This window comes from Bordetella sp. FB-8 (assembly GCF_000382185.1).
GTDB lineage: Bacteria > Pseudomonadota > Gammaproteobacteria > Burkholderiales > Burkholderiaceae_B > Bordetella.
Map to the genome: position 1 here is coordinate 1424948 of NZ_KB907784.1, position 26360 is coordinate 1451307.

Annotated in this window: 24 protein-coding genes and 2 pseudogenes; 20 read left to right on the forward strand and 6 right to left on the reverse strand. The window is 60.1% G+C overall.

What is annotated here, in order from left to right:
• A complete protein-coding gene (locus H143_RS0106805) occupies positions 1-1062 on the reverse strand; it encodes an MBL fold metallo-hydrolase (RefSeq protein WP_019937480.1) in 1062 nt (353 codons plus the stop codon).
• Between the two features lie 13 nt (positions 1063-1075).
• Here H143_RS0106805 and H143_RS22905 point away from each other — a divergent pair, with 13 nt between their 5' ends.
• Positions 1076-1513, forward strand: a complete 438-nt coding sequence (locus H143_RS22905; RefSeq protein ID WP_155803342.1) for a hypothetical protein — start codon at positions 1076-1078, stop codon at positions 1511-1513.
• A gap of 107 nt (positions 1514-1620) precedes the next feature.
• Here the strand turns inward: H143_RS22905 and H143_RS0106815 are convergent, their stop codons facing one another.
• Positions 1621-2805: an acetyl-CoA C-acetyltransferase gene (locus tag H143_RS0106815; protein ID WP_019937482.1), complete on the reverse strand. Its 1185-nt coding sequence runs from the start codon at positions 2803-2805 to the stop codon at positions 1621-1623.
• Between the two features lie 314 nt (positions 2806-3119).
• Here H143_RS0106815 and H143_RS0106820 point away from each other — a divergent pair, with 314 nt between their 5' ends.
• Complete coding sequence (locus H143_RS0106820) at positions 3120-3857, forward strand: TVP38/TMEM64 family protein (RefSeq protein ID WP_019937483.1); 738 nt, start codon at positions 3120-3122, stop codon at positions 3855-3857.
• 294 nt (positions 3858-4151) lie between these two features.
• On the opposite strand, the gene H143_RS0106825 is transcribed toward H143_RS0106820, so the two are convergent.
• Positions 4152-5123, reverse strand: a complete 972-nt coding sequence (locus H143_RS0106825) for a LysR family transcriptional regulator (RefSeq protein ID WP_019937484.1) — start codon at positions 5121-5123, stop codon at positions 4152-4154.
• Positions 5124-5282: 159 nt separating this feature from the next.
• Here H143_RS0106825 and H143_RS21975 point away from each other — a divergent pair.
• Positions 5283-5524, forward strand: a pseudogene (locus tag H143_RS21975) (SDR family oxidoreductase); the annotation flags it as partial.
• Positions 5525-5552: 28 nt separating this feature from the next.
• The gene (locus H143_RS0106835; protein WP_019937486.1) at positions 5553-6569 is read left to right on the forward strand and encodes a zinc-dependent alcohol dehydrogenase family protein; all 1017 of its coding nucleotides are present in this window, start codon (positions 5553-5555) and stop codon (positions 6567-6569) included.
• A 119-nt stretch (positions 6570-6688) separates the two neighbouring features.
• Here H143_RS0106835 and H143_RS20135 read toward each other — a convergent pair whose 3' ends face one another.
• A complete protein-coding gene (locus H143_RS20135) occupies positions 6689-7555 on the reverse strand; it encodes an alpha/beta hydrolase (protein WP_196801291.1) in 867 nt (288 codons plus the stop codon).
• 534 nt (positions 7556-8089) lie between these two features.
• On the opposite strand from H143_RS20135, the gene H143_RS0106845 reads away from it, so the two are divergent.
• From H143_RS0106845 to H143_RS0106865, 4 genes are all read left to right on the forward strand, one after another.
• Positions 8090-8392, forward strand: coding sequence for a DUF1778 domain-containing protein (locus H143_RS0106845; protein WP_026349804.1), 303 nt, complete (start codon positions 8090-8092; stop codon positions 8390-8392).
• On the forward strand, positions 8389-8892 hold the full coding sequence (locus tag H143_RS0106850; protein WP_019937489.1) for a GNAT family N-acetyltransferase: 504 nt from the start codon (positions 8389-8391) through the stop codon (positions 8890-8892). Before H143_RS0106845 ends, H143_RS0106850 begins: the two co-directional genes overlap by 4 nt.
• A 902-nt stretch (positions 8893-9794) precedes the next feature.
• Positions 9795-10652, forward strand: coding sequence for an alpha/beta fold hydrolase (locus H143_RS20140; protein WP_051094469.1), 858 nt, complete (start codon positions 9795-9797; stop codon positions 10650-10652).
• A gap of 222 nt (positions 10653-10874) precedes the next feature.
• Positions 10875-12203 carry an MFS transporter gene (locus H143_RS0106865; protein WP_019937492.1) on the forward strand — a complete coding sequence of 443 codons (1329 nt, stop codon included), beginning with the start codon at positions 10875-10877 and terminating at the stop codon, positions 12201-12203.
• Between the two features lie 36 nt (positions 12204-12239).
• Here the strand turns inward: H143_RS0106865 and H143_RS0106870 are convergent, their stop codons facing one another.
• Positions 12240-13145 (reverse strand): LysR substrate-binding domain-containing protein, encoded by a 906-nt coding sequence (locus tag H143_RS0106870; protein ID WP_019937493.1) that lies wholly within the window; start codon positions 13143-13145, stop codon positions 12240-12242.
• A 71-nt stretch (positions 13146-13216) separates the two neighbouring features.
• On the opposite strand from H143_RS0106870, the gene H143_RS0106875 reads away from it, so the two are divergent.
• The 5 genes from H143_RS0106875 (at position 13217) to H143_RS0106895 (ending at position 17524) form a co-directional block, all read left to right on the forward strand.
• Positions 13217-14056, forward strand: a complete 840-nt coding sequence (locus tag H143_RS0106875) for an amidohydrolase (protein ID WP_019937494.1) — start codon at positions 13217-13219, stop codon at positions 14054-14056.
• Positions 14053-14853, forward strand: a complete 801-nt coding sequence (locus H143_RS0106880; protein ID WP_019937495.1) for an SDR family NAD(P)-dependent oxidoreductase — start codon at positions 14053-14055, stop codon at positions 14851-14853. The genes H143_RS0106875 and H143_RS0106880 overlap by 4 nt, the downstream gene beginning before the upstream one ends.
• 36 nt (positions 14854-14889) lie before the next feature.
• Complete coding sequence (locus tag H143_RS0106885) at positions 14890-15855, forward strand: tripartite tricarboxylate transporter substrate binding protein (protein ID WP_019937496.1); 966 nt, start codon at positions 14890-14892, stop codon at positions 15853-15855.
• Positions 15855-16382 (forward strand): carboxymuconolactone decarboxylase family protein, encoded by a 528-nt coding sequence (locus H143_RS0106890; protein WP_019937497.1) that lies wholly within the window; start codon positions 15855-15857, stop codon positions 16380-16382. Before H143_RS0106885 ends, H143_RS0106890 begins: the two co-directional genes overlap by 1 nt.
• 296 nt (positions 16383-16678) lie before the next feature.
• Positions 16679-17524, forward strand: coding sequence for a 3-keto-5-aminohexanoate cleavage protein (locus H143_RS0106895; protein ID WP_026349806.1), 846 nt, complete (start codon positions 16679-16681; stop codon positions 17522-17524).
• A 72-nt stretch (positions 17525-17596) separates the two neighbouring features.
• Here the strand turns inward: H143_RS0106895 and H143_RS0106900 are convergent, their stop codons facing one another.
• The gene (locus H143_RS0106900) at positions 17597-18391 is read right to left on the reverse strand and encodes an IclR family transcriptional regulator (RefSeq protein WP_026349807.1); all 795 of its coding nucleotides are present in this window, start codon (positions 18389-18391) and stop codon (positions 17597-17599) included.
• A gap of 188 nt (positions 18392-18579) precedes the next feature.
• On the opposite strand from H143_RS0106900, the gene H143_RS0106905 reads away from it, so the two are divergent.
• From H143_RS0106905 to H143_RS20150, 7 genes and pseudogenes are all read left to right on the forward strand, one after another.
• The gene (locus H143_RS0106905; protein WP_019937500.1) at positions 18580-19557 is read left to right on the forward strand and encodes a tripartite tricarboxylate transporter substrate binding protein; all 978 of its coding nucleotides are present in this window, start codon (positions 18580-18582) and stop codon (positions 19555-19557) included.
• A 34-nt stretch (positions 19558-19591) separates the two neighbouring features.
• Positions 19592-20383 carry an enoyl-CoA hydratase/isomerase family protein gene (locus tag H143_RS0106910; RefSeq protein WP_019937501.1) on the forward strand — a complete coding sequence of 264 codons (792 nt, stop codon included), beginning with the start codon at positions 19592-19594 and terminating at the stop codon, positions 20381-20383.
• Positions 20384-20387: 4 nt separating this feature from the next.
• Complete coding sequence (locus H143_RS0106915; RefSeq protein ID WP_019937502.1) at positions 20388-22487, forward strand: acetate--CoA ligase family protein; 2100 nt, start codon at positions 20388-20390, stop codon at positions 22485-22487.
• 13 nt (positions 22488-22500) lie between these two features.
• On the forward strand, positions 22501-23706 hold the full coding sequence (gene pcaF, locus H143_RS0106920; RefSeq protein ID WP_026349808.1) for a 3-oxoadipyl-CoA thiolase: 1206 nt from the start codon (positions 22501-22503) through the stop codon (positions 23704-23706).
• 69 nt (positions 23707-23775) lie between these two features.
• Complete coding sequence (locus H143_RS21355; protein WP_019937504.1) at positions 23776-24321, forward strand: alpha/beta fold hydrolase; 546 nt, start codon at positions 23776-23778, stop codon at positions 24319-24321.
• Positions 24322-24492: 171 nt separating this feature from the next.
• On the forward strand, positions 24493-25815 hold the full coding sequence (locus tag H143_RS0106930; protein WP_026349809.1) for an MmgE/PrpD family protein: 1323 nt from the start codon (positions 24493-24495) through the stop codon (positions 25813-25815).
• Between the two features lie 171 nt (positions 25816-25986).
• A pseudogene (locus H143_RS20150) lies at positions 25987-26360 on the forward strand (IS5 family transposase); the annotation flags it as partial.

The window sequence follows — 26360 nt, forward strand, 5'->3', positions numbered from 1 at the left end:
TCAGGCCGCCGTGAAACGGATGATGCCGTCTTCGCCGAGATGCCGCCGCAGCTTGCCCGCGTAATAAAGCGCATGCAGGTGCGCAAGCGCCTCGCCCATGGCGAAGGTCAGCTGGTGCAAATCGAGCGCGCGCTTGAACAGCACGGGCACGATATCGGTCGTCGATTTGGGGCCTTCCTTGCAGGCGGCCTGCACTTCGGCCAGCCGCTCGGCATGGTGGTCCTGCTGCTGCCGGACGCGCTCGTGCAGCCCGGTGAAAGGCCGGCCGTGCGAGGGCAGCACGAGCGTGTCTTCGGGCAGATCGGCGTAGGCCTCGAGCGATTTCAGGTAGAGCGGCAGCGGGTTGGCGTCGGGCTCGTGATCGAACACGCTGATGTTGGTCGATATGCGCGGCAGCACCATGTCGCCCGAGATCAGCAGATTGAGATCGGCGCAGAACAACGATACGTGCTCGGGCGCATGCCCGTAGCCGGTGATCACGCGCCAGTCATGCCTGCCGATGTGCACCGTATCGCCGTGCATCAGGCGCGTGAAGCGCGGCGGAACGGAAGGCACCAGGCCCAGGTAGTAGTTGGAACGCTCGCGAATCTTGGCCTGCGATTCAGGGTCGACCAGGCCGTGGCGGGCGAAATGCGCCACCGCGCCCTCCCCGCCGGCGCCCGAGCCGCCGGCGCGCGACGACCAGAACGAGGCCGTCATGAAGTCGGTCATGCTGATCCATAAAGGCGCTTGCCAGCGTTGGCACAGCCAGTCGGCCAGCCCGATATGGTCGGGGTGCATATGGGTGACCAGCACGCGCAGCACCGGCAGGCCGTCAAGCGATGTCTCGAACACGCGCTCCCACAAGGCCTTGGTGTCCTCGCGCGCCACGCCGCAGTCGACGATGGTCCAGCCTTGGCGGCCATCGATCTCGTCGCGCAGCAGCCAGAGGTTGATATGGTTCAAGGCAAAGGGCAGGGGCATCTGCACCCAGGCCACGCCGTCGGCGATCGGGCAGGTCAGGCCAGGCTCGGGCTGGACATCGCCCAAGGGGTAGTGCAGCTTCTGTTCGTTGGGGTTCATAAGGTGTCTCGCTTTGTCGTTGTTCTTTCAAGCATACGACAAACGCGGATGCCGTTTGGCGTGGGGAGAAGTCGGGGCGCGCCCTGCCGTACTAGACGGCGGCGGCTACGCGGCGCAAGGCAGGCGCTGGCGCGCCAGATCGACGAGAAGGCGCCACCTGTCGTGGGTCCTAGATGGTTCGACCTCGACAATCGCGCAGCGGTTCGTAAAGCATGGGATGAAGGGCGCCGCTTGCGCGGCTGGGTGGCGAGCACCGACCATTTCTTTTTCGTCGGAAGCGCAGAAGGGCTGCAATCTGCTCGACTTTGTGCTCGAGCATCCGGATGCCGAAAAGATAGGGGCTCTTTATCGGACTTTGAACATTGCTGGCGCGCCCGCGGTGATTCAAGGCTCGGCGTTTAAATACACGGCCAAAATCCAGACACCCGAAGGCATTAAGGTGCTTTTCTAGACAATCTTGCCGAGTGGCACAGATTTCGTTTGACGCAAAAAGGCCAGCCTACAAAAGGCTGGCCTGTTGCTTGAGCTCCTAGCGAACCGCGAGCGGCCAGATCGGAATCAGGCGCGCTCGACCGCCAGCGCTACGCCCATGCCGCCGCCGATGCATAGCGAGGCCAGGCCCTTCTTCGAGCCGCGGCGGTTCATCTCGTGCAGCAAGGTCACAAGGATGCGGCAGCCCGACGCCCCGATCGGATGGCCGATGGCGATGGCCCCGCCGTTGACGTTGATCTTGCTCGTGTCCCAGTCCATTTCCTTGTTGACGGCGCAGGCCTGCGCGGCAAAGGCCTCGTTGATTTCCATCAGGTCCAGATCCTGCGCGTTCCATCCGGCCTTCTTCAGGCACAGTTGCGAGGCGGGTACCGGACCCATGCCCATGATGGACGGGTCCAGCCCGGCGCTGGCGTAGGCGCGGATCACGGCCAGCGGTTGCAGGCCCAGGCTGGCGGCGCGCTTGGCCGACATCACCATCACCGCGGCAGCGCCGTCGTTGATGCCCGACGCATTGCCGGCGGTCACCGAGCCGGCCTTGTCGAAGGCGGGACGCAGGCCCGCCAGCACGTCGGCGCTGGTCTTGCGGTTCACGAACTCGTCGACCTCGAAGACGAGGGGATCGCCCTTTCTTTGCGCGATGCTGAACGGCAGGATCTCATCCTTGAACTTGCCCGCATCCTGGGCCGCTGCGGCCTTCTGCTGGGAGGCCAGCGCCAGCGCGTCCTGCATCTCGCGGGTGATGCCGTACTTCTTGGCCACGTTTTCGGCCGTGATGCCCATGTGGTACTGGTTGTAGACATCCCACAGGCCGTCGACGATCATCGAATCGATCATCTTCCAGTCGCCCATGCGCTGGCCGTCGCGCGAACCCAGCAGCACGTGCGGCGCGGCGCTCATGTTTTCCTGTCCGCCGGCGATGATGATCTCGGCGTCGCCGCATTTGATCGCCTGCGCGGCCAGCATCACGGCCTTCAGGCCCGAGCCGCAGACCTTGTTGATGGTCATGCCCGGCACGCTTTGCGGCAAGCCGGACTTGATGACGGCCTGACGCGCCGGATTTTGGCCCACGCCGGCCGTCAGCACCTGGCCCAGGATGACTTCGGAAATGGCGTCGCCGGCCACCCCCGTCTTGGCCAGCAGGCCTTTCACCACATGCGCGCCCAGTTCCGCCGCCGGCGTTTTGGCGAGCGTGCCGCCGAATTTGCCAACCGCCGTTCGTTGCGCCGCCACGATCACGATATCGTCGGACATGAGATTCTCCTTCATTCTGAGCGGATTGATTTTCTGGTCAATGTACGGTGCGCGCCGCCAAAAGCCAGCCACAGGCTGGCTAGTCTGGTGACGCCGCCAGTTGCATAGCAACGATACCACCGCGCAAGCCGACACAAACCGTCCGTCCGGTGCGCGACTCGGCGGTTCGGGCGGCAAGCCGGAGCGATGTCGCTGTTACATGCCATGTCTGCGGTAATCGCCTTGTCCACCCGGAAAAGCCGGCGGATGGATGCACAGGCGCGTCAGGCGCGATATCCTCGCCGTCGTCCTCCAAGCCTTAATGAACCCTTGAAATGCAAGCAGCATCCGGCTCCCGAAACAATGCTCGCAGCAAGTCGATCATCGCGCGGTGCGGCGCAGGCCGGATCGCGCTGCTGGCGCTGATCGCGGCGCTGGCGATCGGCTTCGTCCAGGCCGATGGCTTGCATTACCTATCCATCGATTACCTGAAGGCGCAACAGGCCGCCTTCGCGCATGAACGCGATTTGCATCCCGTGGCGACCTCGCTGGTTTTTTGCGCCGTCTATGTCATCGTGACGGCACTATCCATTCCCGGAGCGACGGTGCTGACGCTCGCAGCGGGTGCCTTGTTCGGCGCAGTGTGGGGCACCGGCCTGGTCTCGTTCGCGTCCACGCTCGGCGCGGCACTGGCTTTCGGCATGTCGCGCTATCTGCTGCGCGTGTTCGTCCACGCCCGCTTCCCGGACCGGGTGCGCGCGATCAATACCGGCATCGAACGCGAAGGATGGATGTACTTGCTGTCCTTGCGCCTGATTCCGGTCATTCCATCCTGGCTGATCAATTTGCTGATGGGGGTGACCTCCATCAGGCTGTCGACCTTCTGGTGGGCAAGCCAGATGGGCACGCTGCCGGCCACGGCCCTCTATGTCGGCGTCGGCACCCGACTCGCCAGCGTGACGTCCCTGGGCGATGCCGTATCTCCGGCCGTTCTGGCCGCCTTGCTCGCGTTGGCGGTGCTGCCTTATGCGGCCAGGAGGGTGCTGGGTCTGCTGCGCCGACGTCGCGGTTAGACGACAGCCCGCCCGGTCACAGCGCGCCTGTTTCCGCGTGCCAGATTTGCGTCAATCCGGCGATGACATGCGCTCGTACGCGAGACCGGACGGAGCCGCCCCGCTCGGGTGGTTGAGAAATCTACTGATGCGCAGCGTGGAAAAGAATCGCGGCCAGCCGCTGGCAACAATGATCTGGCGCGCTGCGCCATGCCCGGCTACCCGGACCCTGTCCGGAGGCGCGGGACGGATCGATGCGGATCTTAGGCACCAGGCTCGTTACCATGGCCACGTGGTAGCGATGCCGCGCCGCGCCTACCGGCGCTGATGGGAGCGTTTGTATCGCTGCGCGGCCGCGGCCAGTTCCTTGCTGGACAAGACATAGTCCGAGCAATTCAAGAGCCGGGAGACAGCAAGGTCCAGAAATGCACGAACTCGCTTGGGCTGGGCTGCTCGGCTGCCGTAGTAGATATGCACTCCGATAGGGTCGCTCCTATGCGGGAGCAGCACGGGAACCAGGCGCGCGGCCCGGATGTGTTCCGCGATCGAAAAGCTGGCCAGTTGGCCTATCGCTTGTCCCGACAGCACCGCCTGTACCTCCAGCTCGGTGTCATTGGTCGAGATCGCCGGAGACATCTGCCGATGTTCGATTTCGCCATTTACGGTGAGGTACCACGGCGTGATCTTGCCGGATGCCGGATGCCGGAAAACGCTGCAGCGGTGCGCTGACAACTCGTCCAGCGAGGCCGGCACACCGTGCGTGGCCAGATAGGCCGGCGCGGCACACAGGATCAACTGGACTGGGAACAGTCGTCGGCCTATCACGCCTTCATCCGGCGAGGTGCCGATCCGAAATCCGATGTCTGCCCGATCCAGCACCCAGTTTCCCAGGCCGTCATCGAGCTGGACGTCGGGTTGGATACCCGGATGCTTCCGACAGAATTCATCGAGCAGCGGCATCAGAATGGGGGCAAAAGACGACTTGGGGCCCACGATGCGAAGCGGTCCGGCAATCTCGTCCTTGCCTTCGCGGGCCAGCGCCAGCGCCCGATCCAGCGCCGCCAGGGCCGGTTGCGTGTTCTCGAGGAAATGCTGGCCCTCTTCGGTCAGCGCCAAGCTGCGTGTTGTGCGATGCAATAAGCGCACGCCAAGGTGCTGCTCCAACTGGGCGATCGTCTGGCTGGCCGCCTGAGGGGTTACGCCCTGCGCCAATGCAGCCTGCCGGATACTGCCCAGTTCGACAGCCTTGGAGAACGTGGCAATTGCTCTGACGTGATTGAAAGACATGGCGGGCCTATGACGGAAATGCCGATCCGAAGTTATTGCATTATCAATTTCAAATTGAAAGTGATGCAAGCTGAAATGGACTACCGGATTGAGATGGCAGCGCTTAAAGTTGGGTGCAATACACACATCACCCCATGTCCCCTGAGCCCATTGCGTCCGCTCAGCCTGGGCATTGTCATCACGCCGCTCGCCAACGATGAACTCACCGGATCACGCGGCGCGGGTTGCCGCCGCATGATCGAACGGACGCCTGTCGGCCGGGCCGACAGGCGTCCGATGACGTGGGAAATATCGGCGCGCTGCTCGTGGGGCCGGATGCAGGATTCATCACCGGCAGTGATTTCCTCATGGATGGCGGTGTGACCGCATCCTATTGGTTTGGCGACCTGGCCCCGCAATAAGCCGATCAGACTCAAAGGAGAAACCAGTATGAAAGCTACAGTTCTTTATGGTGCACGGGATGTTCGCTTCGAAGAGGTCTCCGAGCCGACAATCATCAAGCCGACCGATGCTGTTATCAGGCTGTCGGCCACGTGTATCTGCGGTTCGGACTTGTGGCCCTATCGCGGCCTGAACGACGTCAATGAACCGAGAAACATGGGACATGAATATTGCGGCGTCGTGGTCGAAGTGGGCAGCGCGGTTACCTCGATCAAGCCGGGCCAGTTCGTCGTCGGTTCGTTCTGCTTGTCCGACAACACCTGTCCGCATTGCCGCTTTGGCTTCCAATCTTCCTGCGAGCAACGCGAATTCATGACCGGAGCGCAGGCGCCGCTGGCACGCGTGCCGTTGGCAGACGGCACGCTCGTGGCATTGGCTGAGCATCCCTGCGATGACTTGGTCCCGAGCTTGCTGGCGGCTTCCGACGTGCTCGGCACAGGCTGGTATGCCGCCAACGCGGCACGGGTCGAGCCAGGGTGTACCGCTGTGGTGGTCGGTGACGGCGCGGTGGGACTGATGGGTGTGCTCTCGGCCAAGCAGATGGGAGCCGGGCGCATCATCGCCATGAGCCGTCACAAGACCCGTCAGGATCTCGCCCTGGAGTATGGTGCGACCCATATCATCTCCGAACGTGGCGATGCGGGCGTGGCCCGGGTCAAGGAACTGACCCAGGGTATCGGCGCGGACGCGGTGCTCGAGTGCGTAGGCACGAAGGAGTCCATGCAGCAGGCCCTCAGCATCGCGCGTCCAGGTAGCATGATCGGTTACGTCGGCGTGCCCCATGGCGTCCAGCTCGAAGGGCAGTCGCTGTTTTTCTCCCAGGTCGGCATGCTCGGCGGTCCTGCTCCGGTGCGCCGCTTCCTGCCCAAGTTGATCGATATGATCCTCGAGCGCAAGATCAACCCCGGCAAGGTGTTCGATCTGGCCTTGCCGATCGCCGATGTCGCCGAAGGCTATCGGGCGATGGACGAGCGCCGCGCGATCAAGGTGCTGCTGCGGCCCTGAACGAAATGAGCGCTTGGGCCGGCATGTCAGACAAGCATAAGCAAGTTGTGGCGGGCTGCCGCTGCTGAGGTACTCGCGCGCAGCTGCGCTTGGTGCTAACCGGCCCTACCCCCTCCCTGTCAATAGGCGATCGACCGTCCTATCACGCTCCCAGCCTCCAGATACTGGTCCGTGATGTCAAAATGATGGCAGCCCGGCACCACCTGCACGCTGGGCGCCAGGCCGGCCTGGCGCAGGGTATGGGCGTAGCGCGTGGTCATGTCCACCCAATACGGCGGCTCGAGCGCGCCCACGAACAGGGCAATGGGGCCGGCCAGGGTGGGAACGCGGGCTTGCAGGTTGTTGCGGGCGGCGATTTCTCTGGTGAGATGCAGGTCTTTGTTCACGCTGGTGTGCATGGCGGGTTCGGGGTCGAAGACGCCGCTGATCAGGGTGGTGCTGGCTAGGGCCTTGGGAATGCCGGGTACGCCGCTCCAGTCATGGGAAAGCACGGCGGCGGCCAGGTGCGCGCCGGCCGAGTGGCCCGAAAGGCTGATGCGCGCGGGATCGCCGCCGTATTGCCGGATGTTCTGGCAGGTCCAGGCGAAGGCGGCCAGGGCGGAGTCGACCACGCCGTCCAGGGTGGTGCCCGGGCATAGCTCGTAGTTCGCAAGCACGGTGGTAATGCCGCGCGCGCAGAGCGCCTGGGCGATGAAGGCGTAGTCGCTTTTGTCCAGTGCGCGCCAATAGCCGCCGTGGATGAACAAGTGCACGGGGGCGGGCGTATTGCCCGGGTTCTTCGGGGTATAGATATCCACGCGGCGCAGCGGGTGATCGCCGTAGGGCAGGTCGCGCCGGCAGACCAGCGCGGCTTGTGCCGCCCGGTTGTGCGGCGCCATGCGGTCAAAGTAGTCGGTGGCGTTGGGCACGGACGCCCTGGGATTGAATTGGCGCTCGATTTCCTCGGGGGCGAGCGTAGTCCAGTGCGGCAGGCAGGCAGATGGCATGGTTGTGAGGTCGAAGCGGTTTGTACGTTCGATTCTATCGTCCCGATCGAAGCCGCGATCCGGGAAACAGCGCCGATGCCTTAGCCCGGGCGCGGCCGGTCCGCAGTCCGCAAGCACGGTCCCCGAGGGACATCGAGCTATCCCGGCTGCGCTGAAGATCCGCCGTAGATGTTGCTCAATAGCGCGCGCTTGGCTAAACATGTCGTGCTTGCCGCAGAAGCGCTTTTGTTTGTCGATCAACAACTGTGTTGAGCGACAAACAAAAACGCTTGTGGCTTCCCTCTGGGACGTCTGAATTCGGGATGATCTGGCGCAAACCGACGTAGTCTTTCTGCCGTGGTTATTCAGCTTGGCTGACCTTGGTGGATAGAGGGAAGTGACGTGCGTCCTGCCCCATCTCTACCTTGTAGATGCGCCCCCATCTGCCGACGAGCAATTTGTTCGGCTGTTACCGGGCGATCGGGGCGGCGGCGTGCTTACCCATGGCTTAATGTGCTAACATTGTTAGTACAAGACTTACTTTGGGCAAACAAGATGCCTGCACAAACCCGTTCTTCTCCTGCTGCCGCCCTGAAATCTTCTCGCCTTGGTTTGCGTACCACGCCAGAACAGGAAGCCGTATTACGGCGCGCTGCGGATGTCGCGCATAAATCCTTGACCGAGTTCATTCTGGACGCTGCGACCCGGGCCGCGGAGCAAACCCTGCTCGACCAGCGGCTGTTCATGGTGTCTGGCTCCCAGTATCAAGCCTTGCTGGAATTGCTTGACCGTCCGGAAGAGCACAACCCGGGGTTGGCTGACCTCTTCGCCAGGAAAGCCCCCTGGGAGGCTCGATGAGCCTGTCGGCACCCGCAGCGCTCGAAGTCCACCATCATCTTGAAGGGTTCGATTGCGGTAAACCGGCGTTGACCGATTGGCTGTTGCGTCATGCCCGGCAGGCCCAGGGCAGTGGTTCCGCCAGAACCTTTGTCGTTTGCGATGATCAGCGCGTGGCGGGGTATTTCAGCCTGACGGTCGGTCAGGTCGACACAAGCGAAGTCCCGGAGAGAGTCCGGCGTGGCATGGGTCAATACCCCATCCCTGTTGTGCTGCTAGCCCGCCTGGCTGTTGATACCGACTACCAAGGAAAAGGTGCTGGGGTGGGCATGTTGAAAAAGGCCGTCCAGCGCACCCTGCTCATTTCGGAACAGGCTGGGATACGCGCTTTGCTGACCCACCCCATTGATGAACAAGCGAAGGCGTTCTATCGAAAATTCGGGTTTGAACCCGCGCCGGAGCAAGAAGATCAGCTGATATTGCTTCTGAAGGATGCTCGACAGTACGTCCGGATTGCGTGAATTTGTCGGTTAGCCTTGGTGTCATGTGAGTGATGCCCTCAAAACCGACACATAGCGGCATTTCAAAGCCGACATCAGAAGCGCCATCTTTGCCGCAGAAGCCCTTTTGTTTGTCGATCAACAACTGTGTTGAGCGACAAACAATATCGCTTGTGGCTTCCCTCTGGGACGCCTGGTTTCGGGATGGCTAGGCGACAAAGGTAGCGCGATCGCTGTTACACGTGGGCATTGACGATCGACAAACAATACCGCTTCTGAATCGCGACAAATAAAACGCTTCTAGCTTTGGAAGGCCGTCGACCGAGGATCGGTCCGGCCGCTCGGCTTCGTTTACTTCGAGGTCAGACGAGTCAATCTCCTCGGACTGGCCCTGGTCGATAGCGATATTTCCCCAGATGTATATGTCGTATCGGCCCTGCCGACAGTTCTCTCTCGACCTATTGCTGCTGTTGCCGTCTCGATGCTCATCAGATGTGATTACCCGCCGAAGGAACCCAGTCGAGCGACTAAATCGAGCGAAAGTTGCGGATTTCCAGCTGACGTATGCGTGCCATGCTCCTCCTCAGATTCATGCCGCTTTCGTACAGTATCCAACCTTTTGTCGTAGCCGAAATATTGCGAGAGCCGGCGAAGGTAAGGTGCTGCCCACAGGCGGTGCGAATCGCGAACATGTGTTAAAGCCCGCGACCAATGATCACCTTTGAGTGACCGTTGGCGCCGGTTGCTGTCCAAAGCGGCCGGCGGCAACCGACCCGCTTCTGCCGGTTTGCGGCCAAAAACCTCATATATGAAGATTCTTAAAACATAGCCGATAGGTATAGCTGATATAGGAGATATACGCTTCCCGAAGACCGATCTACGAAACAAACTAGGGCATGACTATCGAAAAACACCCTTCTGAGATGTACGCGCGCCCTCACTGCAAACTGATCTCATACCGCCCGAGGCGTGCGTGTGAAGATGTCCAAATTGAGTACCTTGATCAAGGCAAAGGCCCCATCATCTGCATTCTGCCATCGCTCGCGCGCTCGGGGCGCGACTATGACGCTGTAGCAATCCATCTTGTCACTGCTGGTTTCCGTGTGCTTCGGCCTGAACCGCGGGGTATTGGCGGTAGCCGAGGCCCGATGGAAAGGTTGGATCTGCACGATTTCGCTAGTGATGTTGCGGCAGTTCTCGACCGCGAAGCGACCGGCCCGGTTTTGATAGTTGGGCACGCATGGGGGAGCCAACCGGCCCGCGCGTTAGCGGCCGACCGTCCAGACCTGGTCCGCGGCGTTGTCATGGCTGCCGCTTCGGCTGGAAAACTACCTCCGGACTCGACCGAAAAGCCCTACAGCCGGCTCCGAGATGCAATTGACGGAGCAGGTGATCTGTCTTTGCCAGAACCCCAGCGTCTAGAGTGCCTTCGCAGAGCCTTCTTTGGGCCGGGTCACGATCCCAGCGTATGGCTCGATGGATGGTTCCCAGCAGCACACGATGCGCAGGCCCATGCACGGGAATTCACCCCCATTGATGACTACTTTTCCGCCGGCGACAGCGTGCCGATTCTTGATCTTCAAGCGGAGCATGACGCCGTTGTCATACCCAATGTTATGAAACCGATGCTTGGTGATCGGGTCACCGTTGAAGTGATTCGAGACGCCGGACATGCCATGGCCCCGGAGCAACCCAAAGCCATGAGTGAGGCAATCGCGGCATTTGCATATCGCTTGTATTTATCTACGGACTCTACCGAGAGTGCAACGGATAGAGACTGAGCCCGCCAATCGTCCTCTGGGATGTTGTGTCGGCTATCTCGCGTGGTCACGATTAGCTTCGGGGCCGGACGCGAGAAATTTATGACAATGAAAAGCAAGGAGACAATCAATGCACTACATCAAGCAGTTCATCATTAGCGAATTCTCCCGGAAACTCGCATCTGCGGCCTTGCAGTTGCACGCCAGTTCTTGCCTGCACGCATCGAACTGCCAGGAGTTCGCATGAATACGAAAAAAACATCCAAGATCTCAGCCATCGTCCGAGTTGCCAGCGGCAACTTCATGGAGATGTTCGACTTCTTCCTTTATGGCTTTTATGCACACTACATCTCCAACGCCTTTTTCCCGACTGAGAGTCAATACGCCTCGCTTTTGTTGACCTTTGGTACGTTTGGCGCCGGCTTCTTGATGCGCCCGATCGGAGCTATTGTTCTTGGAGGCTATACCGATCGAGCCGGTCGTCGAAAAGGTCTGACTTTGACCCTGGCGATCATGGCAATTGGAACAGCGACGATTGCCTTTGTACCGAGTTACGCAGCTATCGGTGTTACAGCGCCGATCATTGTGTTCTTGGGCCGTCTCCTGCAGGGGTTCTCGGCAGGCGCGGAACTGGGCGGCGTTTCCGTGTATTTATACGAAATTGCCCCCCCTCATCAAAAGGGTTTTTACGTGGGCTGGCAGTCGTCCAGTCTGCAGGTTGCGACGATGGTCGCCGCCGGCCTTGGTTATCTAATGAACACGCTCGTCGCACCCGAGGTTCTTCATGCTTGGGCCTGGCGCATCCCCTTTTTCATCGGCTGCCTGATCGTGCCCCTGCTTTTCGTTCTGCGGCGATCGCTTGAGGAAACCGAAGCATTCCTGAGTCGCAAGCATCATCCGCGGCTTCCGGAAGTTCTTGCTTCGCTCAGGTCAAACTATCTACTGATCATTCACGGCATGATGCTCGTGATAATGACCACCGTTACCTTCTACCTCGTAGCTGTTTACACGCCAACATTCGGTAAAACAGTTCTGAAACTGAGCACGAAAGATAGCCTGATTACCACCTTCTGTGTCGGCTTGTTGAGTTTCTTCTGCGTTCCATTGATGGGTGCTGTATCAGACCGAATCGGCCGACGTCCCGTGCTCTACATCGCCACGACTCTAGGAATAGTCACCGCATATCCAGCGCTGGCCTGGCTTTCCTCGAACGTGAGCTTCGCTAACCTGATGATCGTAGAACTCTGGTTTGCGCTACTCTACGCAGCCTATAACAGCGCAGCAATGGTGGCGCTCACTGACATCATGCCAGCGCATGTGCGGACAGTTGGCTTCTCTTTCGCATTCAGCCTTGCGGTCGCAATTTTTGGCGGGTTTACGCCGCTGGTGTCGACTTGGCTCATCCACGCCACGGGTGACAAGGCTGCCCCAGGGCTTTGGATGGCCCTAGCTGCATTGTGCGGCCTCGTTGCTACCGCCATGCTTCGCGGCAGCGATGCCACTAGCCGCACCGCTGCGCCCGAGGGAGGACTTCGCAGCGCATTTCAGGCGAGCGTGCCTGCCGTACGTTGATCCTTACGCATTTACTGAGAGTATCCCGAGCGCGTTCTAAGCGCGCTTGTAATACCGAGGCCCACGAAAATCCAGCTCGCGCAGCAATTGCGCTGTCTCTCGCATAAGGCGTGTGGCTGGACGAGCAAGAGGCGTTGCGAGCATTAGAGCGTTCCAGACAGTCGGGGTGCATAGTGGAGCAAAAGGCAACGATGCCCCATCTTTGCTCATCGCCAGTGCACTCTCCGGCAGGACCGTGCAGCCTATGCCCTTGGCTACAAGTGCCAGAACAGTATTGACCGCGCCGACTTCGGCAAGAACTTGCAGCTCGATGTGGTGCGGCCTCAAGATGGCGTCAAGAAGACTGCGAATTGCGTTGGGCGCACTGGGCAGAATCATCTCGTAGGCAGTTAGGCTCGTTACCTCGACCCGTGCCGGCAACTTGCTACCGAAAGGAGCAACCAGCAGCAGCCGCTCCCGCATCAACTTCTGATATTCCAGTTGAGGAGAGACTAGTGGATCGAACAACAATGCCAGATCAAGCCGTCCGGCGATCAAGGATTCACGCAAAGGCACGCTCAATCCTTCCAGCACCGTGATTACCGCTCGTGGGAATCGCTCTCTAAACCTCTGAATAAGAGGAACGCTTAACCCTAGCGCTACTCTCGGCGGCATGCCCACGATGACGCGCCCACCAGGGCTTGCGTGTAATTCGCGTAGCTCATTTCGCGCCAATTTGGCCGTATCGAGCATGGAGCGCGCGTGAGTCGCCAAAGCGTTGCCCGCTTCCGTGGGTGTGACACCGCGTCCGGTTCTATTCAAAAGACGCTGCCCGAGGTCCGATTCCAACAGCGCGATCTGGCGGCTCAGACTCGGTTGCGCGAGATTTAGCACCGCGGCAGCACGACTGAAGCTGCCCGCGTCAATTACGCAGATGAAGTATTCAAGCTGACGCAAATCCATAGTTGTTAAGCATAACTGGTATGCCGGCTATGTCCTTACATGCAATTTGATCTGAAGCGAAACTTTTCCCCATGAACCTCACTCTTCCCATGGGCGCTTGTAATGCGCATTGCCATGTTTTCGGTCCACGCGAGCGATTTCCCTATGCGACCGAGGCTACTTTCATTCCGGCTAAAGACGCGCCGAAAGAGGCGCTATATGCGCTGAACGACGGGTTGGGCCTGCAGCGCTGCGTGGTCGTGCAATCGAGCTGTCATGGCTTCGATAATAGTGCGACCGAGGATGCAGTGGCTATGCGGCCGCAGAGTTACCGCGCAATTGCGCTGCTGCCAACCGACATAGCCGATACCGAGTTGAGACGGCTTGATGCTGTCGGCTTTCGGGGTGTGCGTTTCAACTACATGAGCCATCTCGGCCACCACACGCCGATCGACGACGTTATCGGCCTTGCCGCTCGCCTGGAGCCTATGGGCTGGCATCTGCAAATCCATGGTTCCCCGAGCCTGCTGACCGACCTGGCGCCGGCGCTGCGACGCTCGCCGGTACCGGTGGTAATTGACCATATCGGCCGTGTCGATGCCGCACAGGGTTTGCATCAACAAGATTTCCGCGCGTTGCTTGCGTTGATGCGTGATGACCGTTTCTGGGTAAAGGTCAGCGGTATGGATCGCATCACGCGAACCGGGCCGCCCTACGAGGACGCGCAACCCTTTGCAAAAACACTCATTGCTGAGTTTGGTGATCGGGTGGTGTGGGGCAACGACTGGCCGCACCCCAACCACGCGGGGCCGGTTCCAGATGAGCAACAACTGGTGAACCTTATCGCTCGCATTGCCACCAGCGAGGCGCAGCGCGAGCGGTTGCTCGTGGCCAATCCTCAGAAACTTTATCGGTTTGGAGACAACACATGACGCATAGATTTGAAAACAAAGTGGCCATTGTGACCGGCGCAGGATGTGTCGGAGAAGGCTGGGGGAACGGACGCGCCATCGCCGTAAGACTGGCTAAAGAAGGGGCAAAAATATTGGCGGTAGACCGCGATCCGGCACTATTGGAAGAGACACTTAATCTTGCCGGTGACGCACGAAGCTCAATCAAGACCTGGACTTGCGACGTAACGAGCGGTGCCAGTGTGGCAGCTATGTCAGCGGCGTGCATTGAGGCTTTTGGCACGATAGACATTCTCGTCAACAACGTGGGAGGCTCGGCCGCTGGCGGCCCTGTCGAACTGGCAGAGGAGGTTTGGGATTCGCAAGTCGACACAAATCTGAAAAGCGTTTTCTTGACCTGCAAGCACGTGCTCCCGACGATGCTGGCAAAACGCGCTGGCTCCATTGTCAACATAGCGTCCACTTCCGGCTTGCGATGGACTGGAAGCGCTCAGGTGGCTTATGCCGCAACGAAGGCTGGGGTCATTCACTTATCCCGCGTGGTTGCAGTCCAGCATGCGGCTCAGGGCGTGCGTGTCAATTGCGTGGTGCCGGGTCAGTTGCATACCCCGATGGTAGAGACCCGTTTGGCCAAGCAACGCTCAGGCGGAGACGTTGAGGCGCTGCTTTCTCAGCGTCAAAAGCGCATTCCCCTGGGCTTCATGGGTGACGGACGGGACACCGCCAGCGCCGCTCTTTTTCTCGCCAGCGACGAGGCTCGATTCATTACCGGGACGGAGTTGGTTGTGGATGGCGGAATGATCGCACGCTGCGACTGACTGAACCCCTTTCGTATGGACTCTAGGAGACAAAACATGAAAAAAAGTAGAAGCCTGATCGCCATTGCCACGTTGTGTCTGGCCTTCACCGGAGTAGCCATTGCGCAGCAATCCAAGCCCTTGCGCATTATCGTATCGTTCTCTCCGGGCGGCCCTGTTGATACTGTTGCACGAACCTTGGCACCACAGTTGGCTAAGGAAATGGGACGCGACGTCATTGTCGAGAATAGACCTGGTGCCAACGGCGCTATCGGTGCTGGCGAAGTCATGCGATCCGAGCCGGATGGCAATACGCTGTGGATTACCAGTGTGGGGGCGGCGGCGATTAATTCGTCGCTATACCCGAAGCTGACCTACAACATGCAGCGGGACTTCGCTCCAGTATCGCTGGTGGTCAACAATGTTGAGTTGCTGGTAGTGAATAAAAACAACCCGGCAAAAAATGCCATTGATTTTGTGGCGGAGGCAAGAAAGAGCAAAGAGCCCATGACCATGGCAACATCCGGCATTGGCAGCATTCCACATCTGGCAGTTGAGCAACTCATGGAAGCAACAGGTGTCAAGCTGCTTCCCGTTCCCTACAAGGGGGCGGCTCCTGCCATCACGGACTTGATGGGTGGCCAAGTGTCGGGCTTTTTTGGAGATGTCCCGGGATTGATTGGGTATGTGCGTGGAGGCGCTCTGAAGGCTCTCGGAATCGCTTCCAGCAAGCGCAGCCCGTTGCTTCCCAACGTAAAGACACTTGAAGAGCAAGGAATCAGGGGTGTCGACACCAACAACTGGTACGCGTTGTTTGCGCCCATAAAGACGCCACCAGATGTCGTGGCTGCGGTTAACAAGGCTGTACGCAATGCCCTTTCCGACCCCGCAGTGCGTGAAAAACTGCTTGCACTTGGCACCGATCCCGTATCCTCGACACCCAAGGAACTGGCTTTGCTGGTCAAGCACGACACGGAAAAATGGGCCAAGCTAATCCGAGCTAAAAATATCAGGGCTAATTGATGAGTATCTCGAAAATTCGCGTTCCTTTAGTGCAGCCTGGGACACGCCCGGAGTTGGCCGAAGTCGAAGATCGCATCATGCAAGAGCGTGGGCGCATCTCCCTGCTTTACCAGGTATTGCTCAATAGCGGGTCCATCGCGTCGGGCTGGGAACGAATGCTTACGGCCGTGCGCAATCAGACCAGTGTGCCTGCCGACCTGCGTGAGTTGATGATTCTTCGAGTGGCTGTGCTCAACGGCGCCAACTTCGAGTTCGAAGCTCACGTACCCCATGCCGAACGGGCAGGCATCACAAACGAAAAGATTGACGCGCTTCGAGTTGCATCTCCACCCGATGTATTTACATCTTCGGAGCAACTGGTCTTGGAACTGGCTGACACCATGACCCGGGAGATCGTGGTGCCAGACACATTAATGAGCCGGCTGCGCCAGCGGTTCGATCCCCAAGGAATTGTTGAGGTCGTTGCGACGGTTGCGGCATACAACATGGTGTCGCGCTTGCTGGTTGCGCTGAACGTCGAACACTGAACTGCATTTCGGCTACCAGCTGCTGTTAGCTCGCCAGGATAAATGGCGCGAACTGCTTTTTGCCATGATCTGCCAACAAAGCAGCGGTCGCTATGGCACGAGCCTACAGATGTGGCGCGATTGAGTGCGATCTGAGTTCTCATGGGATATTTTGCACGGCAGGTCGACTCGCGCTGAGCAATGTTCATGGCACGAAGTTGTTAATAACCAGAACACTGCTGCGGCCTGGTAGGTAGGATGCTCATCGCCTCCTTTGGTGCAAATTTCCCAGGGAACATGTATTTTGGAGTTGAAAAATGACGGTTCCTTGCATCATTACTGTTGCTATCACCGGCTCTTTACCTAGAAAGAATGACAATCCGGCAGTTCCGATAACAATCTCGGAGCAGATCGAATCGACTCACGAAGCCTTTGAAGCCGGCGCTACGCTCGTCCATCTGCATGTACGCAACGATGATGAATCACCTTCATCGGACCCTGATCGTTTTGCCCAGGTTATTGATGGCATTCGTAAGCATTGTCCAGGCATCATCACGCAGGTATCTACCGGTGGGCGATCGGGTGCCGGGCATGAGCGCGGCGGCATGCTGTATCTCAAACCTGACATGGCATCTTTGGCAACCGGATCCGTCAACTTTCCAACGCGAGTCTATGACAATGAGCCTGAACTGGTGGATTGGCTCGCGCAAGAAATGCGCAAATACGGCATCAAGCCTGAGATAGAAGCCTTTGATCTTTCCATGATTTTCCAGGCGGTATCCATGCAAAAGTCAGGGAGTATCGTTGGCCCTCTACATGTTCAGTTTGTCATGGGTGTCAAAAATGCAATGCCTGTGGACCGTGAGGTATTTGAGTTTTATATCAAAACACTCAAACGACTGGCGCCTGATGCAACCTGGACCGGAGCCGGTATTGGACGCAACCAGATCGAGGTGGCGCGCTGGTCTTTAGAGCTCGGTGGGCACTGCCGTACAGGGCTCGAAGACAACATTAGACTGAACAGGAACACGTTAGCACCTTCTAATGCGGCACTTGTAAAGCAGGTGGTTGATGCATGCGAAAGGTTCGGTCGCCGACCCGCAACAGCCGATGAGGCCCGTGCCTTGCTTTCCATTTCAGAGGCCGTACGCCCGTCGGCATAGTGAGAGTGCTCCATCCGTTTTCAAAGAGTGAAATGAAATCGTACTCGTACTCGACGCAGCTGCAGGACTGATTCAGCCCTGGGTATGAGCGTCCAGTTCTCTCTGGATCAGATGGCGCATCTCCATTAAGGGTTCGCAGAACCTATCGACAATCCTCTTCATGGGCTCTTCTGTAGAGAGACTGATGTTGAGAACATAGATCGCATCGGGAACGATCAGGGGCGTCGCTATCGCCACGACCTCAGGCTGCCAGGCAGCAGAGCAATATCCGCGCGCATTGACGCTCTCCCGCGCCTCCTGAATCGCTTTGCTGACAGTATCCCACTGCGCTCTGCGCCGTTTGAACACGGCGAGCAAGGCGCTGCGCTTTGACTCTGGCGCGACGGCCAGGTAGGCACGCCCCAGCGAGGTCAGTTCCATGGGTACGCGCTGGCCCGCAACGACGTGCCGCAGCGCGATGCGGCGGCTATAGCGAATGGACTCAAGGTAGACCATTTCGTCCCTGTCAGGAGCGGCCAAGCCGACATTGATGCGTTGACTCTCAGCCAGGGAACGCATTAGAGGTGCCGCGACCGTAAGGATATGAGACCCGGTGCGCATGGCATGGGCCAGGCTGAGCACGGCAGGCGCCAGCCGATAGGTACGCGTTTGCGCATCGATCTGCAACATGCCTGTTCCAACCAGGGTCTGAGTCAGTCTGCTGACCGTGGATTTCGAAAGGCCGGTCCTTTCCGCAATGTCACCATTCCCGAGCAATTCGGATCCCGGTCGAAATGCCCGAAGGATTTCTATGCCCCGCTCGAGCGAGCGGTTGGAGGGAGATTGCCCCGGCTTGTCGTCGAGGATCGCGGATCGATGGTGGTCCATGGTCATGTCTCAAATGAATTTCAGCGACGGGTTCTGCCTGGGATCGAGCGGCCGGAATTTCCACTCCTTGGAATTAGAGGGCTGTGGGAAATTCTATCAATCGATAAGCTTTGCGGCACATAAAAGACATGTTGGCGACGAGCCGGCAATTCAACGCGACACCCGTCGCACATTCAGGAGACAGACAGATGTGGACTTCCATCGTCAACCGCAGCGTGAAATCCCTTGCGCTGGTTCTTGCCGCCGCGGCTTACGCCGGGCCGGCCCTGGCCGCCTTTCCCGAGCAGCCCATCCGAATCATCGTGCCCTTCGCCCCCGGCGGCGGAACGGACTTGGTCGCGCGCACGATCAGCGTGGGAATGTCGAAAGACCTCGGTCAACCGGTGATCGTTGAAAACAAGCCCGGTGCAGGCACGATGATCGGCGAAGACTTCGTCGCCAAGAGCAAGCCGGACGGATACACCCTGGTCATCTCGACGTTTGCGCACGCCGTCAATCCCACGCTGCAACCCAGCTTGCCTTACGGTAGCAACAAGGCGTTCGCGCCGGTCATGCTGATCGCGCGGGGACCGAACGTGCTGGTGGTGCGTGCAGGCAGCCCGTTCAAGACGATCGGGGATCTCATTGCCTACGCCAAGGCCCACCCCGGCAAGCTGACCTATGCGTCCCAGGGAACCGGCACGTCGGCGCATTTGGCCGGGGCGCTGTTCGCCGATCTTCTCAAGACAAAAATGACTCATGTCCCGTATCGCGGCGCGGGTCCCGCGATGGCGGACCTGATGGGCGGCCAGGTCGACATGATGTTCGCCACCGCCGAGGCAGCGGGACCGCTGGTCAACAGCGGCAAGTTCAGGGCGCTGGGCGTCACGACTACCACGCCCTCGCCCGCATTCAAGGGCGTGCCGCCCGTCTCGGATAGCGTTCCGGGCTTTGCCGTCGAGAGCTGGTACGGAATGTATGCCCCGGCAGGTACGCCGGCCGCGGTGATCGATCGACTCAATGCCGCTGCGCGCAAGGCCGTGCAGGAACCCGTGTTCACTCAAATGATCAAGCGCGAGGGCCTGGCCGCGAGTCCGGGAACGCCGCAGGATCTGGCGAAGTATGTCCAGGCCCAGGAGCAGCGCTGGGGACATGTTGTCAAAGAAGACCACATCAAGCCCGAATAACGCTGAACCTAGACGAGAAATATCGGAGAATGCCATGGACCATGTCTTGATTGACTTCAAAGTCACCGACAGTGTGGCGACCATTACGCTCAACCGTCCGGAAAAGCGCAATGCGATGAGCGACGACATGCGTTCGGAATTCATCGATGCCCTGGATGCGGTGGCAGCCGACAAGCGCATCAGGGCGCTGGTTCTCACGGGAGCCGGCAAAGGATTCTGCGCAGGCGGGGATATCAGCGGCATGCAAAGGCGAATGAATGCGCCTGCCGGCGAGATCGCCTTCAACGGCTGGCAACGCCAGCAGCGTGTCCACCACGCGCAGGCGTTGCTGCACACCATGCCCAAGCCCGTGATCGCCGCCGTGAACGGCGCCGCCTCCGGCCTGGGGGCCGATACCGCGCTGGCTTGCGATTTCATCATCGCCAGCGAATGGGCCAGCTTTACCTGGTCCTACATCCATCGCGGCCTCATTCCCGATGGCGGGGGCATGTACTTCCTGCCGCGCCGCGTCGGCCTGCCCAAGGCCAAAGAGCTAATTTTCACTGGCCGCCAGGTCAAGGTGGACGAAGCGCTGAGCCTGGGCATCGTCGATCGCAAAACCCGTGCCGAGACGCTGCTGGACGAAGCCCAGGCATGGGCCTGCGAGCTATCGAAAGCGTCCTCAACCGCGCTGGCGCTTACCAAGACCATTCTGAATCAAAGCTTCGAACTCTCGGCCCACGATGTCTTCGCCCAGGGCAGTCAGGCTCAGGGAATCTGCTACACCAGCAGCGAGCACCGCGCCTGTGTCGAAGCTTTTCTCGCCAAATCGGCAGTCAGGGAGTGACGGCGTGAGCGACACCATCAGCAAGCTTCTATCGCCGCGCAGCGTCGCCATCATCGGCGCGTCGGCCGATCCGCAGAAAACCACCGGCAGACCCGTCGCCTATTTGCGCAAGCACGGATATTCCGGGCGAATCATGCCTGTCAATCCCAAGGTCGAACGCATCGGCGATCTACCTTGTTACCCGGATATCGCCTCGCTACCCGATGTGCCGGACGTCGCCGTCGTGCTGTTGAGCGCCGAGCGCGCACACCTGGCGGTGAAGGAACTGTCGGCACGCGGCTGCGCGGCTGCCATCGTTTTGGCCAGTGGCTACACCGAGACAGGTGACGAGGGGGCGCGACGCCAGCAGCAGCTGATCGAGGCTGCAGGCCCTATGCGCATCCTGGGCCCCAACACCATAGGTCTGGTCAACTTGACCGACAAGATCGTGCTGTCGCCTTCCGGGGCGTTGGAAATGAGCGAATTTCCTGTGGGCGGAATCGGCGTAGTGTCGCAAAGCGGGGGGATTCTGGGAGCGCTTCTGTCGCGTGCCGCCGCGCGTGGAATCGGTCTGTCAAAACTGATATCCACCAGCAACGAGGTGGATCTGGAGCTGGCTGATTTCATCGATCATCTGGCAGATGACCCCGCCACCCAAGTGATCGCGCTGTACGTTGAAACGGTCCGCAATCCGGCCAAGTTTCGCGCCGCTTGCCTGAAAGCCGCGCGCCGGGGAAAGCCCGTGGTGGCGTTCAAGATCGGACGCTCGGAAGCCGGGGCCAAGGCCGCCGTGTCGCATACCGGGGCCATGGCCGGGGCTGACAGCATGTACGATGCGCTGTTCAATCAGATCGGCGTTATCCGGGCGCAGAATTTTTCGGATTTGCTGGATATCCCTGCTGCGCTGGTCACGCACCGACTGCTGCGCGGCAAGCGGGTCGCCGTCCTGACATCCACGGGAGGAGCCGGCACACTGGTTTCCGACGATCTGGGCGTGGCGGGTTTCGAGACCCCGGCACCTGATGCGGCCACAGCCGGCGCCCTGCGCGCACTGCAGACCGGCGGTGAGGCGGTGCTGGACCGCAACCCCATCGACGTAACGCTGGCCGGCCTTCGCCCCGAGCTGTTGCGCGGTGCCATCAATGCGCTGCTGGCAAGCCCGAGCTACGACGCATTAGTAATCATTGTCGGCTCTTCCAGCCTGGCCATGCCGGAACTGATGGTCGATGCCATCAAGGAATGCCTGCCCAATTCCGATAAGCCGGTAATGGCTTATATAAGCCCGCATGCGCCCGAGGTGGGGGCCCTGCTGACGCGAAGCGGCGTGCCGGCTTTTGCCGCCGCCGAAAGCTGCACCGCGGCCCTGGTGGCCATGCTGCGCGTCCGGCATTTCACGCCAACCGAGGAAAGCGATGCTGCGGCCGCTCCGATCGAAACCGGCCCGCTGCCCGGCGGCGCTCTCGACGAAATGCAGGCCAAACAGCTTTTCGCGCGCTTTGGCGTGCCTTGCGCCCGTGAATCGGCCGTTGCCTGCGCCGCCGACGCCGAGGCTGTCGCGCGCGATCTGGGCGACCGCGTCGTACTCAAGATCCTCTCGTCGCAAATTACGCATAAAAGCGATGTCGGCGGTGTTGCCGTCAATCTGAGCTCCGCGACCATAGGCGAACGGCTCAGCCGCATGGTCGCCGATGTCAAATCCAGTTGCGGCGTGACGCCCGGGCGATTTCTCGTTCAGGAAATGGTCTCCGGTGGTACGGAACTCATACTGGGTATGCACCGGGATGCGCTGGGAACCGCGATTCTGCTGGGCATGGGCGGCGTGACGGCGGAACTGTTCAAGGACGTCACCATGAGACTGCTGCGACAGGACGAACAGGGTTTGAGGCCTTTGAGCCGCGCCCAGGCGCTGTCGATGGTCCAGGATCTGAAAACCTGGCCGTTGCTGGACGGCTTTCGTGGTCGCCCCAAAGCCGATGTCCAGGCGTTGGTCGACGCCATCGTTGCGTTCTCCCGAATGGTGGCTCAGCTCGGCGAGCGCCTGGTCGAAGCGGAAATCAACCCGATCTTCGCGCTCGATCAGGGTCTTGGCGTGCGAGCGGCCGACGGCGTAGCGGTGTTGTCCTGAATCGAGGGATACCGTGACGAATCAAGCTTATATTTGTGACGGCGTTCGCACCCCATTTGGTCGCTACGGCGGTTGCCTCGCAAGCCTGCGCACCGACGATCTGGGAGCGATTCCGCTCAAGGCACTGATGGCGCGCCATCCGGGGCTCGACTGGGAAGCCGTTTCGGATGTCGTCTACGGCTGCGCCAATCAGGCCGGCGAAGACAATCGCAACGTCGCCCGCATGTCTGCGCTCCTGGCGGGACTGCCCGTAACGGTACCCGGCAGTACCGTCAACCGATTGTGCGGCTCCGGACTTGACGCGCTGGGTACGGCCGCCCGCGCGATCAAGGCAGGCGAGACCGGGCTTATGATCGCGGGCGGCGTCGAGAGCATGAGCCGGGCGCCGTTCGTATTAGGCAAGGCGGAAAGCGCGTATTCCCGCCTCACAAAAATCGAAGACACCACTATCGGCTGGCGCTTCGTCAACGAACTGATGAAAGCGGCATATGGCGTGGATACCATGCCGCAAACCGCAGAGAACGTCGCAGTCGAATTCCACATCTCGCGCCAAGACCAGGACCGCATGGCATTGGCATCGCAGCGAAAAGCCCTTGCGGCGCAGAAGCGCGGCTTTTTTGACGCCGAAATCATCCCAGTCGACGTGCCGCAGAAGAAAGGTGATCCGCTACGGGTTTTCAAAGACGAACACCCGCGCGATACCAGCATGGAGGCATTGGCCAAGCTCAAAGGCGTGGTGCACGAAGCGGGGTCGGTAACGGCAGGCAACGCCAGCGGCGTCAATGACGGCGCTGCGGCGCTGCTACTGGCGGACGCGGCCCATGCCGCGCGGCATGGGCTTGTGCCGCGTGCCCGCGTGGTAGCCATGGCCACGGCCGGGGTGCCGCCGCGCATCATGGGCATGGGGCCCGCGCCGGCGGTACGCAAGGTGCTAGATCTGGCTGGTCTCAAACTGGATAAGATCGACGTGATAGAGCTCAACGAAGCTTTTGCAGCGCAAGGCCTTGCCGTCCTGCGCGATTTGGGTATTGACGACGATGATTCGCGCGTCAATCCCAACGGCGGAGCCATTGCCTTAGGACACCCGCTGGGCGCATCGGGCGCACGACTGGCCTTGACGGCGGTCAATCAATTGCATTCGATCGGCGGCCGCTATGCGCTGTGTACCATGTGCGTAGGGGTGGGGCAGGGCATTGCCGTCCTGTTGGAGCGGGTCTAAGCCCGCAGGAGCTGGATCGGCGCCAAGCAGCGGCCGGGAACGCCTCATCAACGCGGATTGAAAATTGCAATGAACGCATTCGTCCATCAGGAACCCGCGCCCTGCGAGGTGGAACGCATTGTTGAGCGCACACAGCGGCATGCCGTAGACGGCTCCGGGGGGCGCGTGATCTGGCATACGCTGGGGCAAGGACGCCCGCTAGTGCTGCTACATGGAGGTCACGGAACATGGCTGCACTGGATACGCAATATCCACGCGCTGGCCGAAAGCCGAATGGTGTGTGTTCCCGATCTGCCGGGCTACGGTGAGTCCGACATACCTAACAACGCCTCGCTCGAAGAATTGCTACGGAGTTTAGGAAACAGCCTGGATGCGCTGCTGGGACAGGGAGCAGACTTCGATCTCGCCGGCTTTTCCTTCGGTGGCCTCGTGGCGACCCATCTGGCGGTGGCGTACGGAGGGATCAGGCGGCTGGCCCTCCTGGGCACTGCGGGTCATGCGGGCGCGCGGCGGCCCAGGGCGCAATTGCTCAGCTGGCGCGCGCCGGAGGTCTGCAGTTGCTGCTGCCTCGCGCTTCGGAGTCGCTGCTCCTGGCCTGGGGCGAGCATGATGTAACGGCGGATCCTCCGCAGGTATCAGCCCATCTGCAGACATTTCACCCGCATTGCTATACGGCCGTTTTGCCCGATGCGGGGCACTGGGTCCAGTACGAATCGCCGGATGCGGTTAATCGGCTGTTGGGTCGCTGGCTGAAGGATCGATCCTAAAATGAAAGAGGTGCGAATCGTGCACGCAACCGAAGTCTTCGGCAACTATGCCGAGCAGTACAAAAAGCAGGTTTTGTCTGCTGAAGTCATCCATCATGCCAAGCGGGCTGTCATTGACTGGCATGCCTCGCTATTTCCAGGGCTTTCCACCGCGCCGTTGAGACAGTTGGAGCAGGTATTGGCCGACGATCTGGACCGCGGCCGAGCCAGGCTGGGAAACGGCCGCGCGGCGACCGCGCGTGCCGCGGCCTTGTTCAACGGCGCAGCGGCGCATGCCGCCGAGATCGATGACAGCTTCCGCGATGCGATGTATCACCCTGGCGCAGCCACCATCGCAGCCGCACTGGCCGCCAGCCAGGATGCCGGCGCCGATGGCTTGTCCTTTCTACGCGCGCTGATACTGGGCTATGAGGTATCGACGCGCATCGGCGTGGTCATGGGTCGTCCGCACTATCGCTACTGGCACAACACAGGCACGGTAGGAAGCTTCGGCGCGGCGGCGGCGGCCGCCAGCGCGTTGGGCCTCGACGGAATGTCCTTCGCCAACGCGCTCGCCACCGCCGCCACGTTCACGGCTGGCTTGCAACAAGCGTTTCGCATGGACTCCATGTCTAAACCCTTGCACGCAGGCCGAGCGGCCGAAGCCGGTCTTCTGGCCGCGCAACTGGCGGCGCAGGGCGTCAAGGGCGCGCCGGATGTTCTCGACGGGGAAGCCGGCCTGGGGCAAGCCATGAGCGACGGGCCGGACTGGTCTCGCGTGGGCGATACCTTGGGCACCGATTTCCACATCACCCGCCTCACTTTTAAGAACCACATTGGATGCGGGCATGCGTTCGCATCCATCGATGCCGCGCTCGCGCTGCGAGAAAAACATGGGCTGAAAGTCAGAGACATCGCACGGGTGCTTGTGGAGACCTATAAGCCGGCACTGGATATCGCCTGCTATGAAAACCCCGGGAATGCCAATGAAGCGCGTTTCAGCATGCACTACGTCGTGGCTACTGCGCTGGTGCGTGGCAGTGTAAGACTTGCCGCCTACGAACCAGCGCAGCTGGAAGATCCGGTCATTCGTAAACTCATGGAGCGCATTGAAGTACGCGTAGATCCCGAAATCGATGCGGCTTTTCCAGGGAAAAGATCAGCTCGAGTCGAGGTGCTGACTTTGGGCGGCGAGCGCCTGATCCACATGCAACCCGACCGCAAAGGCGATCCGGAATTGCCGCTGTCCGATACTGAATTGGAAGAAAAATTCCTGGAGCTGGTCTCACCGGTGGTTGGTGACGATCAAGCTCGGGCAATGTTGGGCAGGCTATGGTCGCTGGAGTCGGCTCGATCGATGTAATCGCGCGATAGGCGAATAGCGCACCATCGCGTTCACTGCTGCTACCTCCCAGCGGGTATGCGCACAAGAGCAAGACCTAGACGGAAAACTCAAGCGGTTGCGCCTGCACAAGAATCTAAGGCGTGTTAACACTAATTGAATTAATGCCTCGGATGCGTGATGCTGTCGTTCATGGAGATCACACCTGAGCAATTTGCCCTTGTCGAACATTGTCTGCCCAAGCAGCGAGGCAACGTCAGCATGACCAATTTGCAAGTGGTCAACGCGATGCTGTACGTTGCAGAACATGGTTGCAAGTGGCGGGGCCTGCCAAAGCGGTTCGGCAACTGGCACACGATCTACACGCGCATGCGTCGCTGGACCCAGTCGGGTGTACTGGACAAGATGTTCGAGCAACTGCAGCGCGAGCAGGTTGTGCGCATCAAGATCGAGGCGGTGTCGCTGGACAGCACCAGCATCAAGGTGCATCCCGATGGGACAGGTGCGCTAAAAAAAACGGCCCCCAGGCTATCGGCAAGTCCCGAGGCGGATGGAACACCAAGATT